This is a genomic window from Nocardia sp. NPDC088792 (assembly GCF_044750615.1).
Lineage (GTDB): Bacteria > Actinomycetota > Actinomycetes > Mycobacteriales > Mycobacteriaceae > Nocardia.
Window position 1 is genome coordinate 580,725 of sequence record NZ_JBIVKC010000007.1, and the last position, 15,644, is coordinate 596,368.

Annotated in this window: 11 protein-coding genes; 5 read left to right on the forward strand and 6 right to left on the reverse strand. The window is 64.4% G+C overall.

Annotation, left to right across the window (positions count from 1 at the left end):
• Positions 1–29: 29 nt before the first annotated feature.
• The 3 genes from ACIP5Y_RS42490 to ACIP5Y_RS42500 are packed head-to-tail and all read right to left on the reverse strand — an operon-like array spanning position 30 to position 6,782.
• A complete protein-coding gene (locus ACIP5Y_RS42490) occupies positions 30–5,786 on the reverse strand; it encodes a putative T7SS-secreted protein (protein WP_400358935.1) in 5,757 nt (1,918 codons plus the stop codon).
• Positions 5,786–6,403: a type VII secretion target gene (locus ACIP5Y_RS42495; protein ID WP_400358937.1), complete on the reverse strand. Its 618-nt coding sequence runs from the start codon at positions 6,401–6,403 to the stop codon at positions 5,786–5,788. The genes ACIP5Y_RS42490 and ACIP5Y_RS42495 overlap by 1 nt, the downstream gene beginning before the upstream one ends.
• A complete protein-coding gene (locus ACIP5Y_RS42500; RefSeq protein ID WP_400358938.1) occupies positions 6,396–6,782 on the reverse strand; it encodes a hypothetical protein in 387 nt (128 codons plus the stop codon). The genes ACIP5Y_RS42495 and ACIP5Y_RS42500 overlap by 8 nt, the downstream gene beginning before the upstream one ends.
• Positions 6,783–6,974: 192 nt before the next feature.
• Here ACIP5Y_RS42500 and ACIP5Y_RS42505 point away from each other — a divergent pair, with 192 nt between their 5' ends.
• The 5 genes from ACIP5Y_RS42505 (at position 6,975) to ACIP5Y_RS42525 (ending at position 13,842) form a co-directional block, all read left to right on the forward strand.
• Positions 6,975–8,165, forward strand: coding sequence for a Fic family protein (locus tag ACIP5Y_RS42505; RefSeq protein ID WP_400359023.1), 1,191 nt, complete (start codon positions 6,975–6,977; stop codon positions 8,163–8,165).
• A 216-nt stretch (positions 8,166–8,381) separates the two neighbouring features.
• On the forward strand, positions 8,382–10,340 hold the full coding sequence (locus ACIP5Y_RS42510; protein ID WP_400358940.1) for a UvrD-helicase domain-containing protein: 1,959 nt from the start codon (positions 8,382–8,384) through the stop codon (positions 10,338–10,340).
• A 107-nt stretch (positions 10,341–10,447) separates the two neighbouring features.
• Positions 10,448–10,705, forward strand: a complete 258-nt coding sequence (locus tag ACIP5Y_RS42515) for a hypothetical protein (protein ID WP_400358942.1) — start codon at positions 10,448–10,450, stop codon at positions 10,703–10,705.
• A gap of 59 nt (positions 10,706–10,764) precedes the next feature.
• The gene (locus ACIP5Y_RS42520) at positions 10,765–11,787 is read left to right on the forward strand and encodes an SEC-C metal-binding domain-containing protein (RefSeq protein WP_400358944.1); all 1,023 of its coding nucleotides are present in this window, start codon (positions 10,765–10,767) and stop codon (positions 11,785–11,787) included.
• Positions 11,788–12,084: 297 nt separating this feature from the next.
• Positions 12,085–13,842 (forward strand): flavin monoamine oxidase family protein, encoded by a 1,758-nt coding sequence (locus ACIP5Y_RS42525; RefSeq protein WP_400358945.1) that lies wholly within the window; start codon positions 12,085–12,087, stop codon positions 13,840–13,842.
• 5 nt (positions 13,843–13,847) lie between these two features.
• On the opposite strand, the gene ACIP5Y_RS42530 is transcribed toward ACIP5Y_RS42525, so the two are convergent.
• From ACIP5Y_RS42530 to ACIP5Y_RS42540, 3 genes are all read right to left on the reverse strand, one after another.
• Positions 13,848–14,435, reverse strand: coding sequence for a hypothetical protein (locus tag ACIP5Y_RS42530; protein ID WP_400358947.1), 588 nt, complete (start codon positions 14,433–14,435; stop codon positions 13,848–13,850).
• 126 nt (positions 14,436–14,561) lie between these two features.
• The gene (locus tag ACIP5Y_RS42535) at positions 14,562–14,933 is read right to left on the reverse strand and encodes a hypothetical protein (protein ID WP_400358948.1); all 372 of its coding nucleotides are present in this window, start codon (positions 14,931–14,933) and stop codon (positions 14,562–14,564) included.
• A complete protein-coding gene (locus tag ACIP5Y_RS42540; RefSeq protein ID WP_400358950.1) occupies positions 14,930–15,469 on the reverse strand; it encodes an SUKH-3 domain-containing protein in 540 nt (179 codons plus the stop codon). Before ACIP5Y_RS42540 ends, ACIP5Y_RS42535 begins: the two co-directional genes overlap by 4 nt.
• Positions 15,470–15,644 lie beyond the last annotated feature (175 nt).

The window sequence follows — 15,644 nt, forward strand, 5'->3', positions numbered from 1 at the left end:
ACCGTCGCAAATTTATAGGGTAGTGACATTCATCGATGCCCGATTGAGTGCAGAAATCCGTTCAGTCGATCCAGCTCAGTGATCACCTCCTTACGCTTCTTGATCAAGACCTCCAAGCCGCGCTCAGTTATTGTTTGAGGCGGCCTTGAAAGCTCGCGTTCAAGCGTCATTCGAATATTGTCAAGGCCGTTTCTGGCTTGAGTCAAATCGGCAATGTGGTCGAACGGCACTCCATTAGGTTTCATAGCGACCACTTGCCCATCAGCCTCGAGCCTTGCCGCGTAGTAGTGATTGTGATTCGGCTCCGAGTTAACAGCCCCTACCGGGTCCTGCATTATGTTCTCGAATCGCCGAATTGCCGAGTTCGCCGCATCGCTGAGACCCAGTTCGCGACACGGCGTCAATCCCAGCGGATCGGACCAGGTGAGCGGGTTATGCGTGTAAGCACTCGGGTTGGGGGCTGGTGCGAGCCCTAGCGGATCCTGTGTGAGGAAACGCCCAGTGGATGGGTCGTAGTTCCGGTACAGGTTGTAGTGCAACCCGGATTCCGGGTCATGAATCTGGCCAGGGAAGCGCAGAGCCGAGTCGGCATCGCCCCGCCAGGTTGTCGCTCCCCACAAGTCAACCCGTGCCGTGGCTACGGTTTCGGCGTTATCCGGGTCGACGAGATCGACTGGTGTGCCGACGAGGTCAGTAATGATGGCATAGAAAGCACGATCGATGGTGTTCTGGTCCGTACTCTGGGTGATCGGCGCGCGGGAGGAGGGCTGGTAGTGCCATCGAGTGGTCCCTCGGGCGCCGACCTCTTCGATCAGATAGGTCGTGTCCCAGGTGTAGTCGGTGCGATCCAGGATTGTGCCGTCATCGGTTCGGCGCCGTTTTGCGGTGCGACGTCCCGCCGCGTCGTAGGTGTATTGCCACCACTGTCCATCAGGGGTTTGGACGGCGATGAGTTGGTCGAAGGCGTCGTAGCGGTAGTGCCAGATGGCGGGTTTGCGGGAGAGTCGGGTGGTGGTCTTGCGGGTTAGGCGGCCCGCGGCGTCGTAGTGGTAGCGGGTGCGGCCGTCTCGGATGAGCAAGTTGTTGTGGTACTCGCGTCGACCGTTGCTGCTCGACTCGGCTTGGACGCCAGTGCTACTCGAGAACTCAGGAGGCGCGATGTCGCCGCCTGTATCGAGATTGCCCGTACCGATAGCTTCCGCGAGAGCATCGGTGATGTTGCTCAGCGGGTCGTAGGCGTATGAGTCGGCGAGGACCTCGTCGCGGGTGATGGTGGTGACGCGGCCGATCTGGTCAACGGAGTACCGCCTGTGTTCTGGTGCGAGGCCATGACGTTCGAGGGTGTGGGCCGTGAGGCAGCCGTCTGGGCGGTAGGTGTACGTGTCGTGCCGGAGGGAGCGGGGTGCAGGGCGTTCGGCGTGGCTGGGATCGAGGTTGAGGGATGAGGCGGGGAAGCCGGTGACCTGTTGGGTCGTGACACGGTCGGTGGCGGACAGGGTTCGATCTACTGCCAGTTCGCCTATGCGCCAGCCTGTTTGACGGCCGATGTTGTCATGCGTGAAGTGGATGTGGCGGCCGTCGGCCGACATTGACTGGACGCGGTTTGCGATATCCCAGTGCCACGTTGTGACGGCAGCGCCTGGAGTTGTGCGGCGGATGCGGCGGCCGTGAGGGTCGTACTCGTGTTGCAGTGGGGGCTGGTGGTCGAGCTGTTGTGTGAGGAGCTGACCTGTGGGGGTGTAGGCGAATTCCAATGTGTGGATGGGGGCTTCGCCGATGCCCGAGGATGCTGTAACCACTCGGCCGGCCCGGTCGTGGCGGTAGCGGCGCCACTCCCCCGTGTCGGCGATGATTTCGGTGAGCCGGCCCAGCAGGTCGTGGTTGTGGTGGCGGGTGATGCCGGTGGCGGGGGTTACGGTGGCGACGCGGCCCGCTCGGTCGTGGGTGTAGTGGGTGGTGGCGCCGGTGTAGTCGGTTTCGGCGGTCAGGCGGCCTGCGGGGTCGTAGGTGTAGGTCCAGGTTTGGTTGAGGGGGTTGGTGACCGCGGTGAGGCGGCGTTCGGTGTCCCAGGTGTAGTGGGTTGTCGAACCGTCGGGGGCGGTGCGGGATTCCAGCAGGTCGAAGGGGCCGTAGGTGTTGCGGGTGTGGCCGCCGGCGCGGTCGGTGTGGGTGAGTTGGTTGCCCTCGCCGTCCCAGGTCCACGATTCGCGGTGGCCTTCGGGGTCGGTGCGGGACAGGAGGTTTCCAGCCGGGGACCATTCATAGAGGGTGACAGCACCGAGAGGGTCGGTGATTTGGATGGGGCGGCCGAAGGTGTCGCGGGCGATGTGGGTGGTGGCGCCGTAGGGGTCGGTCACGGCGGTTGGCAGGCCTGCGGTATTGACCTCGATGGTGGTGCGGGCGCCGGTGGCGGTGAGTACGGAGGCGACGGCGCCGTTGGGGTGGCGGCTGTATTCGGTGCGGATGTCGGCTGGGTCGATCTCGGCGATCAGGTTGCCTGCCTTGTCCCATTCCCGGCGTTGGACCGCTCCGTCGACGTCGGTGATTTTGGTGGGGCGGTGGCGGTGTTGGTAGTCGACGGTGATGCTCGCGCCGTCGGGGCGGACGATCTGGGTGACATCGCCGTGGGTGGTGTAGCGGTATTCGGTAGTTGCGCCGTCAGGGGCAACGACTTTCAGGGGGTGGCGGTCCTGGTTGTAGTCGTAGTGGGTGCGGCCGCCGGCGGGGTCGGTCAGGTCGCGGAGGCGGAGGTCGTGGTCTAAGCCGTGGTAGGTGGGGGCGCCGAGGGAGTCGGTGACGGTGGTGAGGGTGCCGGTGCCGTCGGGGAAGGTCAGGTAGTCGAAGGTGCTGTTGAGGATGTTGGCGGTGCCTTGTTGGTGGATTACTCGGCCGGCCTCGTCGTAGGTGTTGTGCAGGGAGGTGGCGTTGGAGTCGGTCCACGAAAGCATGCGGGCGTGGTCGTCGTAGGTGTAGCGGGTGGTGGCCGCGACGGCGTTGGTTACGGAGATCAGGTTTCCGGACCGGTAGCCGAATTCCCTTACCTGCGTGTGGGTTTCTCTGCCAGCCTCATCGATCCCGACAACGGTGAGGGCGGTGATGCGTCCGGCTGCGGTCGCGATGTCCACGCGGTATCCGCCGGAATGAGTGACCGCGACCGGCGCACCATCGGCGTTGTAGTGGAAACGAATGCGATTGCGGTGGCGGTCGGTGATCGCCGAGAGGGCGTAGTTGCCCAATTGGGCATCGAGCCCATCGAGATCCGCATTGGGAGCGAAGTGCCACAGCAGTTCTCGCTGCGGGTCCCAAATCCGGTAGCCGCCGACATCCGTCCGAGTGAGGGTCCAGCCCGGACCGCCGCTGATCGCTTCCACCGAGACCCCGGGTTCCGGGTGCGGATAGGCGAGCATGAGACCGTCCTCGCCCAGGAACGTGACACCCTCGTCCTCGACGACGACCCGCACATCCAGGGTGGCCGACCACGAGGGACCGAACCAGCGCCCGAACCGGTAGTTGGAGCGATGACGCCGTCGCAGCACCAGCGCCAGCACGCCGGGCAGTTCGAGATCCGTTTCGGGAAGCAGGAATTCGCCGGTCGCGATGTCGACAGGGTCGCGGCCGGTGCAGGTCTTTTCGGGGGTGCGGTTGGTTTCCGGGGACGTGTCGGTCGCCGACTGATGCGGGTGGCCGTCGGTGTCGGAGTGGGCCCGATCCTCGAAGTTGGGGTCCGCAGTGTGCGGGTCTGCCGGTTCACCGTGTGGGCCACTCGGGTGAGCATCGGCGGGTGAATCCGGGTGCGGAGCGTCTGCTTTCGGGTGGTCGGGGGCAGCGGACGGTCCGCCCGCGCGATCCGGGACCGGCGGCTGCTCACGCGGACCACGCTGGTCCATCGGTGAATCGGGGTGCGGTTTGGCCGTATTCGGGACCGGGTCGGCCGCGCGCGGGCCCGCCGTGACCGGACCACCCTCGACGAGAGGGTCGCGAGTCACACGCGGAGCATCACCGCGTGGCAGATCACCGGGCGGGGACGGATGCCCGACAGGCCCCTCGGGACGCGGGACCGGCGAGGTGAGCGGCGCATCGGGCCGCACCGGCGGGAATTGCACGGCCGGCGGTGCATCGTGCAGACGTGGCGTCGGATTCACCGGTGCAGGTGAATCAGCGCGTGGAGCAATAGGTTCCGGGCGGGCGCCCGCCAGATTGTCCGGGTGCGGGCCGGCGCTGTCGGGCAGGTGCGGCCCGGGCGCGTGGGCTCGTGGCGCGTCACCGCCGCCCAGCAGGTTCGGAGCCGACGGCGACTCGCCACTCGGGTGGATGTCCACCGGGGCCGCGTCCGGGACGTGCGCGGCTGGATCGGTATGCGGGGCAGGCAGATCCAGATGCGCGGGTTGGACGGTTCCAGGCACGTCAGCCTTAGGCCCACTGTCGACAGGAGCCTGGTGCGGTCCGCTATCCATCGGGCCGCCTGGCGAATCAGTGTGCGGCCCAGAAGAATCCGGCAGTCCCGCCCGCGGACCGGAATCTACCTGTGGAGAATCGGGGTGAGGAGCGACATTTTCACGTGTCGGCACGCCGGGGCCGGCCGGAGCATCGTGCGGGGCGCCGCGCAACGGAGCTCCATCCGGCAAGCCGTGATCGAGCATGTTCGGCAGTCCGCGAGTCGCATCGAGCGCGAGAGTGGAGTCCTTCGCCGCAGTGAGGCTGGTTTTGGCGACCGTGCCGGTGCCGTCGGTCGCCACCGTCAGCAGAATGTCTCCGACGAACGACCCCGCCGCTTCGGATGGATTGTCCGACCAGTTCTTCAGATACGACTTGACCACCGACCCCGGATCCGCGGACGCGGTGATCAGTCCGGTCCCCAAATCGCCCATGTGCTCGAAGTATTCGGCGGGATGGGTCAAGTTGTAGGGGTCGAGGATGTCGGTCGAGCGGACGAACTGCACCATCGAGGTGGCGCTGGTGAGCAGGCCCTTGGTGAAATTCGCGGTGGCGAGCTGGGATCCGCTGTAGAGGTCGCCGACGTCGTCGAGCATCCGCTCGTGGAACGGCGGCTTCTCCGGCGCCTTGTTCTTCTCCGCGTCCATTCCGGATACCAGGCTCGCGGCTTCCTGGTCGCGGGTCTTGCGCGCCGCCCGCAATCGATCGCGGGCGTTCTGCCGCATCGATGACCACGAATCGGTCAGGGTGGTGCGCTTCTTCTGTGCACTGGACAGCGCGTTGTAGGAGTCCTTGGCGCGCTTCTCCTCTTTCGCCGCGTCCTGCCATTCCCGGATCGCTTCCTCGGCTGCTGTCTGGGCGGTCGTGACTGTCCAATACCAGCCGTCGAGCAGGCCGGCCGCGGCGTGCATGGCGTCCGCGCCGTCCCACCAGAGCTTGGGCTGCTTGGCGTACTCGCGGTGGAAGGCATCCGCAGCTTTGCCGGTCCAGTCGGCGACATTGATCGCCTTGAGCGCTTCACCGGTGTGCGAGAGGTCGTCGCCCATCGTGCGGAGCTTCTCCGCCAGGGTATGAATGGCGGCCGGGTCGCCGTGGATCAATTCCTTCGGGTCGTCGGTTTCGCCGAGTTCCTTCTCCGGGACGTCGGCGCCGGCCAGGTCCGCGAGGTGTTCGCCGGCCTTGTTCAGCTCGTCGGCGACACCGTCCGCGCCCAGGCTGCGCGCGATCACGGCCGCGCCGTCGAGCGCGCCCTCCCCGGCCTCGCCGGCCTTCTCTTTGACCGTCTTGACCGCGGAGTCGACCGCGTTCTCGATCTTGTCGCCGATATTGTCGAGGAAGCTGCCGAACCCCATCAGTTCGTGCCTCCCTCACGACCTGGATACGGTTTCTCCGTCGCCAGGATCTGCGCCGCCTTCTGCGCGTCGCCGGTGGTCCAATGCGTCGGAATACCGCTATTGGACAACGCATCCGGGCCCACCGCCTGCACGACCTGACCATCCAGCTTCAGATGATCCACCATGTGGTCGAACGACTCGGAACTGTAGTCGGGATGCTGAATCCAATTGCCGGGATTATCGGCCAGCAGCTGCTGCCACGACTTCTTGTCGGCCTGCTCGGCGGTCAGGTGCGGGTTGCCCTTCAGCTGGGTGTACATCGCCTTGAACATGTTCGAATACGTCTGATCGATCATGTGATAGCGGCCCGCCGCCAAACCCAGCACCTGCGCGATCGAATTCGCCGACTGCACCAACGCCCGGACACCCCACGCCCAGCGAGAAGTGAACCCCGACACCGCATCTCGCACCGATGCCTTCCCCGCCGCCAAACCCGACAGGGTCAGCGATTCGAAACCCCTCCCCTCCGCGGCAGTCTCGGCGGTTCCCATCCCCTTCAGATCACCGACGATCTTGTTGATCCCGTCGGCGGCCGCGGTCAGCACCTCCGGTTCGACCTTCAATTCATCACTCACCGGAGACCCCCGCGCTCGCCGGCACAACCTTCGGCGGAAACGCGAAGGGCGTCGCGCCCGCACAATCGACCACCACTCCGGTGGGCTGCGAGCAATCCTCCGCATAAGCGATCAATCGCCGCCCCAGCAGTCGATGGAATCGATACTCCCGATCCGCGACCACCCCGCGCCCAACCACGTAGCGGGCGTACTCACGCTCCTCGGTGAAGGCACACAGCCAGGCGATCCCCTCGACCTTCGAGGTGCAGAACCGACCGTCATCGGTGGTCGGCACCCACAACAGCGCATCCAGGAAAGCCAGCCGAATCGACTCTGGATGCCCGAACCCACCGGCAAACGCCGCCATCTCCGACCGCAATCCGGCCCCGTCATCAGTCACCACAGCACCCCCTGCAAACAGTTCCCCCACAACCAGCAGTAGCCCGCAGCCTACAACAATCCAGATAGCCGCACATTTGCCACCATCAACCGTGCAACCCCAAACCTCAGCCACAGAGGCCCATAGCTGCGTTTACCCAGCACAAAGTACGTTATGATCGCAGTTATTCGCACTTTCCTTGAAGGAGGAGCGCTGAACTGGCCACCGCATCGAGTCGAAGAGCGCACTTGGATCCCTCGTCAGCGACAAGGGTCGCGTGCAGACCGCACCCTCGATCAGATCAAGGTCTCGATCCCGCCCCGAATCAGCGAGCTCGACTACGACCCCACCGGCCCAGTCGCCCGAGCTCACGAAAACGCGCTGATCGCCATAGCCCGCCTGGAAGCCGGGTTCGGAGAACACCTGGTACCGCTGGCCGACTTTCTGTTGCGCAGTGAGTCGGTGGCGTCCTCCAAGATCGAACACATCGACGCGGGCTGGCGGGCCTTCGGCAAAGCGATCGCCGGAGGAAAAGCCAGCGAGGAGGCAAAGGCTCAACTGGCGGCGGTCAAAGCCCTCATCTCGATGGTCGACGCAGCCGGCTCGGGAACCGTCGCACTGGCCGATCTGCTGACCGCGCACCGACTACTGATGGCCACCGACTACTACACCGCGCGGGACGCGGGGCAATTGCGCGACGTGCAGAACTGGATCGGCGGTAGCGACTACACCCCGATCGATGCCGCGCATGTACCGCCACCACCCGAGTCGGTACCTGAATTGATGGAGGACCTGCTGGTCTTCGTCAACCGCAGCGACCTGCCGATACTGGCGCAGGCAGCCATCACGCATGCACAGTTCGAGTCCATTCACCCCTTCACCGACGGGAACGGGCGGATCGGACGGGCACTGATCAGCGCGGTGCTGCGCCGGCGCAGACTCACCCGACGAGTAACTGTGCCACTGGCATCCGTCATGCTGGCCGACACCCGGCGATACTTCATGCACCTCAACCACTTCCGAGACGGGCAAGCCGACTCGTTCGTCGAGTATCTGGCCATCGGAGCCATACACGCCAGCGAGGCCGCACAGGACTCGGCTCTCGCCCTCGCCGAGCTTCCGGCGCGCTGGCACGACATCGCACGACCACGGACGAACTCGGCAGACGAAGCAATACTCGGCGCACTATTGGAGACGCCGATCCTGAACGCCGATACCGCACAACAGATCGCCGGCACGACCGATGGCAGCACCTACCGGGCACTGGGACGGCTGACAAACGCCGGCATCCTCGAGGTCCTGTCGGAAAGCAAACGCAACCGCATCTGGGCAGCAACCGATGTACTCGCCGAATTGGACGCCCTCAGTACATCCATCGGCCGACGAACCACCGCACATCTTTGATGCTGGGCTCGATGTACGTATTTCGCAACCAGCCCGCGAATCCTATTCCGTGCCAATCCATATGACGGAGCGTGACATCCACGCCCGTTCCCGGAACCACAGTGGCGCACATGAAATATGTTGCCACTCATAGTAACTCGCATCTGACCTACGCAACCTCGCTGCCAATGACGACCGTGCGGTCGCCTGTCAGAGAGCCTGGAAGTGGGGTTTCCGATGGCGGATATGCAGTTCGAGCAGCGTCGACGGTGGGTCGAGCGGGAGTTGGGGGAACTGCCGTTCCTGGATGGGGTGCGTCGGCGGTTCCTCTCGGTTCCGTTGATGCGAAGTGGCTGGCATGTGCTGGTCAATCGGAGAGGTGATCACGGGAGCCAGGGGCAGGCCGATGCGTTCGCGATCGGGCCCTCGGGAGTATTCGCACTCGTGCTCACCGACGCTGTTCCGGACATGCCGGAACTGCGGCGGGCTCGGAGCCACGCCGAGGCGACATTCTCGAATCTCGGTGCGGGCCGCAGCTATTACGTGCCGCACATGATCGAGACGTTGCTACTCATGCCCCGAGCCATCGATGCCGGCTCAGAGGCCACATTCACCTCGGTGGACTTGAACAGCTTCCCTGGAGCGCTTTTCGGCGGAGAAGCAAGGCTGACCAAACAGCGTGCCCGGGAGATCGCCCACGCAGTCGCCGAACGCGATAGCGGCTTCGAATTGATATCCACCGACGATGCTCCTGCGGCCACAGCCGCTGGAGCCGCCGAGGGGCTGTTCTCTGCAACCGACCTGCGCGACGACACCCGGACCAAAGCGCTGGGGCGGCCATTTCATGAATGGATGATCTTCCTCGACCCGAGCCAGCTGGAACTGGTCGTCCGGAACTACAACGGCCCGGCCCGCTTCAGCGGACCCGCCGGAACCGGGAAAACCGTTGTGGCCCTGCATCGAATGGCTCGATTCGCCAAACACAATCCGGGCCGGCTACTTTTCACCAGCTTCGTGCGCAACCTGCCCGATTATCATCGGTCCGGATTCGCGCGCCTGGCACCACAGGCCGGCGATCGGGCCGAATTCATCGGCCTGTACGGGTGGACGATGTGGTTCCTCAAGGACCGCGCGATCGACTTCGAACTGGACAACGGCACCGCCGAGACGGCCTTCGGTAACGCCTGGCGAGCCCAGGCTCGAACGCAACTCGAACCCATCGAATCCAACCCGGGCTATTGGAAGGACGAGATCCAGCGTGTGATCAAAGGCCGTGGTATCACCACGCTCACGCAGTATCAGTCCATCGACCGCACCGGACGGAACGGCATCAGCCTCGGCGATGACCAACGGAAGACAGTGTGGGAGAGCTTATTCGAGCCGTATCAGGATTGGTTGGAGCAGCGGGGCGTCTTCGACTTCATGGATGTGATCGCCAGGGCAATCGAGGAGTTGTGTGCCGCCCCGCTGGACGATCCTTACGGGCTCGTCGTCGTCGACGAGGTGCAGGACTTCACATTGCTGGAGCTGAAGCTGGTCCACCAGATAGCCGGTGGCGAACCGACCGCGCCGCTGCTACTCGTCGGAGACGGACAACAGCAGGTCTACGCCGGCGGCTGGCGACTATCCGATGCAGGGATTCCCATCGTCGGCCGCGGCGCGGTACTGAATACCAACTACCGCAATCGCGCGGCAGTGCACGAGTACGCCAAACGCATCGAGGCCGGAAACACCGTCGACGACCTCGACGGCGCACCCGGATTCACGCTGCGCGACGCCGAAGGTGTACTCCCCGGCGGCACAGCCAAATCCGAGACCTTCCCACGACGAGAAGCCGAAGCTCGACTGGTCCGAGCGGTCAAAGACTCCGGATATCCCCTGGCCGACATCGCGGTCATCCTGAACACGAAAAGAGAGATCGACCGCGCCTCCGCAGCCCTACGCCGCGCAGAGATCCCCACACTCTCCCTCGAAAGTTTCGACGGCACCTACCAAGAGGCGGTCAAGATCGGCACGGTCCACCGGGCCAAAGGCATGGACTTCGCCGCCGTATTCCATCTCACCGACGCGCCGAAATCCTCCGCGAAGCCCCTCACCGGTGCCGAACGAGATCGTGCGGATCTGGCTGCGCGCCAACGCATGGTCGCCCTCACCCGAGCCCGCGACTACATCTGGATCGGCTTCATGCAGGACTGATCCAGACACCGCAGCGAGCTAGATCGTGGGCAACGACATGATCGCGCTATTGAAGTCGTTGCCGGGTTCGGCGAAGTAGACGTCGCCCCGGCACCCAGTTCGGCGGCATGGACACCGATGCAGCAAAGAAGCTCGAGGAGCTGCGCGAGCAGGTCGTTGGCGAGGGCATTGTTGCGATTACGGGCGTAGGGACTCTCCACGAGGAATGCGGCGATCGTTCAGTGGTCGCCGCAACGTCACGCATGCGCGGCCGCGACAAGCATCCAGCGCCGCTGAAGGCCGGGCATCGGCCATCCGGGTCGATGCTTGATCACGATGAACCGGTTGTGCCCGGACAGGGAGGTGGCGGGCGGGCGGCGGCGTGACCGGATGCCTCCCGGGGTAGGACAATCGACGGTCGATGGACAGTGCGGAGAGGAGCACGATGTCTCGCGATACCGGCGATGACGCGCAGTACCGAAGATTGCGACGGCGGAGAGAGCAGTTGGAGGCCGAGAATGCCCGGCTGCGCGCCGAACTGAGCACCCTCGCCGATGTGTTCGGTGATGGCGCGCCTCCAGAGGAGATCGCGCGCCATTACGAGCAGGAGGCCGCCGAGGGAAATCTCTCGGAGCGGGCACAGAATCTCAGCGAAGCGGCATCGTATTGGGCGCTCGCCGGAGACGTGGAGCGGGCACGGCGGCGGTACTTGGATGCGATCGCCGATGGCGGACGGGTCGCCGGCGATGCGCGGGTCTGGTACGCGTCATTCCTGCTGGAGCACGGGCGCGAGGCGGAGGCACGGGCACAGCTGGACGTGGTGTTCGCCGAAGGGCTCGACGACTATCAGGTGTACGAGATCGCCGGCGAGGCATTCGAAACGCGCGAGGACTGGGAAGAGGCGCTGAACTGGTTCGAGGCTGGATTGAAACGGTCACGAGTGCCAGTGACCGGCAACGACTCTCGTCACATGTTGGGCAGGTTTCGGCTGAGTTCCGGCCGCGCCCGCGTCCGGAAAGAGCTGGGGCTGCCCGAGGATGAGAACGATTCGGGCGTGGATGAGGACCGCCGAAAGTGGATCGAGCTGCTCGAGCAGCCGGATCGGCCCCAACCGGTAGCCGTGGCAACACTGTATTTTCCGGAAACCGAATTCGCACAGGCCATTCAGCGATGGCCCGCGCTCCAGGACTCATACGGAACATTCGACGAGCATCGCTACACGGTGGAACACACCCTCCGCACCGCCGAGCCGGGGCTGTCGATGTCCGTAACGCCCGCCACCGTTGACGGTCTCATCGAATACGCCGCCGGAACCAACACCGACCCCGAGAACCCTTCGACCCGAGCGGCATTCGCGGCGCAGTTGCTCCGAACCGCTCATGCGACGCCCTGGCCACCGGGACGCAACGAAACCTGCTGGTGCGGATCCGGACGCAAATACAAGAAGTGCTGCGGCCGACCGGCCTGACCGGTGCCCGACTCTTCACATACGGGGCACCCGATCAGGCACAGCCGAAGTCCGTCCGGACCAGTCCGTCACCCGGAGGCGTGTTCGGAATGCTTGCTGCCCGACGCACAACTCTCAACGGACGATTCGCCTGAAGAACGGGTGCGCCGATCGTGACCGACTGCTAATGCAGGGGCTAGGTAGCTGCACGTACGCCTCCGTGGCGGGCATCGGGGTGTCGTCGAGGCGAGCTGCCTCAGCCCACTTATCGTGGATTTCGTTGCGCGGTCACGCTGCCCAGTTCCGAGAGGCTCGGGAATGTCACGGAGTGGAGTTCCCCGGCGCGGGCTGCTGACTGCCGCACTGGCTGCTGGTGCATTCACTGCGGGTGCAATCGCGACGACGGGCTGCACCACGGCTTCCCGGAACACCATCGGCGATCGCAGCGAGCTGCTTGCGCGAGAGTTGTTGGGGGTTGATGAGAACGGTGATGACCTCACTCTTGCTTATCTGAAGGTTCTCATCGATACCGGTCTGCCCAAAACCGGGACACCCAAGAAGGTCATCGTCGTCGGCGCCGGCCCCGCTGGGTTGAGCGCGGCGAACCTGCTTGCGGAGGCTGGACAGCGAGTTATCGTGTTGGAGGCCAATGGGAATCGCACCGGCGGTCGGGTCAAGACATTGCGCGGGGTCTTCACTGATCGGGCGCTGTACGCCGAGGCCGGTGCGATGCGGCTGTCCAGCGCACACCCTCTGGTCCTGGCGCTGGCTGACAAGCTGGGACTGCGGCGCCGGCCGTTCTTGAACTCGGACGTGCTGCCGGGGAACGGTATTCCGGCATCGGCTCCCCCGGTGAGCTACCGTTCCTTCACCGGTGAGGAGTGGTCCAATGGACCGAAGGTGCGGTACGTGCCGCCCGCCGCGGCCGGTCGCAGCCTGATCAAGGTCAACGGACTCACCTTCACCCGTAGCGGGTACGCCGCGAACCCGAGTTCGGTACACGCAGGGTTCGGCTCTGCGCTGACCAGGTCCGGACACTCGGTCCTGGATGCCGCGTTGCGTCAAGTCGCGGTGCGGGCCGACCTGTCGATCGAGCAGCAGGTCGAGGGTTGGGCCTCTGTGCTGCGTGCTCACGAAAACCAGTCCCTGCGAAGCTATCTCATGGAACAAGGCTGGCCACGCGCGGATATCGAGGCCATCGGGACCCTGGAGAATCTGACGTCACGGATGCAGCACAGTGTGGTCTTCCCGCTCGCCGACCATGCGCTGATCCCATCCGACGCCACCTACTGGGAATTGGCGGGCGGCATGGCATCGCTTACCGATGCTTTGACCCGGAAACTCGGGTCGGCCATCCTGATGGGGCGGCGGATGACGCGGGTGGAACAGCACGAGCATGGGGTGCGGGTCTGGACTACCGCGGAGAGCGGCGGTGAAGGCTCCGACGGTCGTCCGAGCGATCCGGTCGAATGCTTCGATGCCGACTATGCGATCGTGGCGATCCCGCTCAGCGCGGCCAGGTTCTGTGCCTTCGACCCGCCGTTGTCCTACGAGAAACGGCGGGCGATCATCGAATTTCACCATGATGCGGCGACAAAAGTGTTGCTGGAGTTCAGGAATCGTTTCTGGGAAGAGGGACCGGCCGGATTTCGCGGTGGCAGTTGCATTACCGATTCGCCGAACCGGTCCCTCTATTTCCCGTCCCATGTGGAGGACTCGGACGGTGGCGTGGTGCTGGCCGCCTACACGCTGTCCGACGATGCGATGCGCTGGGATTCGCTCACCGACGGTGAACGCATCGACTTCGCACTGGCCGGGATGCGTGAACTGTTCGGTGCGCGCGTCGATACCGAGTTCACCGGGGTCGGGATCTCGCAGAGCTGGTTGCGTGCTCGATACGCGCTCGGCGAGGCCGCGATGCCGACTCCCGGTCAGTTGCATGAGCATCACGGCGCCACGCGATCGGTCGAGGGGCGGGTACATTTCGCCGGCGATCACACCAGCCTCGATACCGCCTGGATCGAAGGGGCTTTGGAGAGTGGGGTTCGCGCCGCGCTCGAAGTCCAGCGGCGCTGACTTCGCTACGCCGGTCGTGATTCGTTCTCCTCTGCCAGGATCTGTTTCACCTCCGCAAGCAGGTCATGGGCGAGCGCCGCGCTGTGGTATCGGGCGTAGGGGGACTTTCCGCGGCGCATCAGACCCTCGTTCAGCTGGGCGGCGAGCTGCTCGAAATCGTGTTCTCCGGTAAGGGATTCGAAATCGATGTCGCCGTCCACCAGGGCGGCCAGGTCGAGGTTCCACGCCCAGACCCGAATACTGCGGTAGTCGGGGCGGACGGTCCAGACGCCCTCGCTCTCGCGGTGCAGTCGCTCATCGGTCCAGCCGGCGGGGACATCGACATTGATGGTGATCTCGACCGCAATCCCGCCCGCCTGCCGATACTCGGTGACGTACAACGTTTCCAGGCCACTGCAATTGAGGGTCAGCAGGCGGCGCATGCCCTTCGACTTCGAGGTGGACGGTAGCGCCGACACGTTCCACAGGTGCGGGTGGGTGTTCGTCGGATCGGCGATGGTCTCGATGATGTACGCGGCCACGACGGCGCGAATCGCGGGGTAGGCATCGTGACCGCTGAGTTCCGCGAAGCGCGGATCTTCCTGCTGCAGCACGGCATCATGAATACCAGGAGATCGGCGAACATGGTTGCGGGATAACCGAATTCGATGTGATCCGGCACTATCGGTCAGTACCTGGCGGTCGCTTCCCATCGCCATCGGACCGGTCTGCATCCGCTGTCACCGTGCCAGTGGGCGTGTCAGATCGGCGACACCGCACTGTCCGACACCGGCGGCGCCGACCGCCCCATCATCTACCTGAACGGCTCCTACGCCACCAGCAGGAGCTGGCGGCCCGTCATCAACGAACTGGGCACCGAGTGGCGCCACATCACCTTCAACGAGCGCGCCCGCGGCAAATCGAAGCAGGCCGCCGAGGTCAATATCGAACTGAACGAGATCGTCGCCGACAGCGACCCCGTCTTCGACAACCCCAACGTCTAGATGAGCGCGAAGGTCACCAGTAATCACACCGACATCGTGCGAAAGGACTTCCGCGCCATCACCACTGCCGTTCGAGAAACCGCCGCCGCGCACCACAGTGCAGATCACTGAGGGCATGGCAGAGTTCGGGCACTGGATACCGGGGTGCGGCGGTCACGATCGTAGGCGAGCAGGAGGTCAGGGGTTCGATGGCGGCGGAGAAGGAGGTCCAGAGCATCAGGGAAGGTATCGGCCAGGAGGTAGAGGCCCTGGACGCTGTCCGATACCACCCTGCCGTCGTCGAGGATCAGGACGAAAGTGGTTCCGGCGGAATCGGCTGCGAGAGGGGTCATTCGGTGGCCGATCGCGGACTCGAGGTCTATGTAGCGTTCGTACATACCGTGACCGACATCGATGGGGTCGAAGAAGAGCGGAGACGCCGGCCAGAGCGCTTCGGGGATGGCCGGCGGATGCAGGGCGAGGTCGCCGAAGTTCTGGAGGATTGCCACTGCGGAGGGAGAGACGTTGTATCCCTCGGCTTCGAGACGTTCAACCCAGGTCGTGATGTCGATGCGGCGGCTCGGGAGCCAGCCGGAGTCGGTAATGGCCCGAGCGGTGATCGGATTCGGCCAATCTAGGACATCTAGGACTGGGGAAAAGGGCATGGAGGATATTCGGAACCAATGGGGAAAAGGCGTGGAATTACGCGGTCAGCGAAATACCGAAAAGGCTCCGGAAACCACGAAAGGCCCCCAGCGTGAGCTGGGGGCCTTCGGGAAGGATGTTCCGGCGGTGTCCTACTCTCCCACACCCTGTCGAGTGCAGTACCATCGGCGCAGG

Bases quoted from the DNA above. Each gene is read 5' to 3' on its own strand.
- ACIP5Y_RS42490 (WP_400358935.1), bottom strand. From the start codon at position 5,786: ATGGGGTTCGGCAGCTTCCTCGACAATATCGGCGACAAGATCGAGAAC.
- ACIP5Y_RS42510 (WP_400358940.1), top strand. From the start codon at position 8,382: ATGGCGGATATGCAGTTCGAGCAGCGTCGACGGTGGGTCGAGCGGGAG.
- ACIP5Y_RS42515 (WP_400358942.1), top strand. From the start codon at position 10,448: ATGGACACCGATGCAGCAAAGAAGCTCGAGGAGCTGCGCGAGCAGGTC.
- ACIP5Y_RS42520 (WP_400358944.1), top strand. From the start codon at position 10,765: ATGTCTCGCGATACCGGCGATGACGCGCAGTACCGAAGATTGCGACGG.
- ACIP5Y_RS42525 (WP_400358945.1), top strand. From the start codon at position 12,085: ATGTCACGGAGTGGAGTTCCCCGGCGCGGGCTGCTGACTGCCGCACTG.
- ACIP5Y_RS42540 (WP_400358950.1), bottom strand. From the start codon at position 15,469: ATGCCCTTTTCCCCAGTCCTAGATGTCCTAGATTGGCCGAATCCGATC.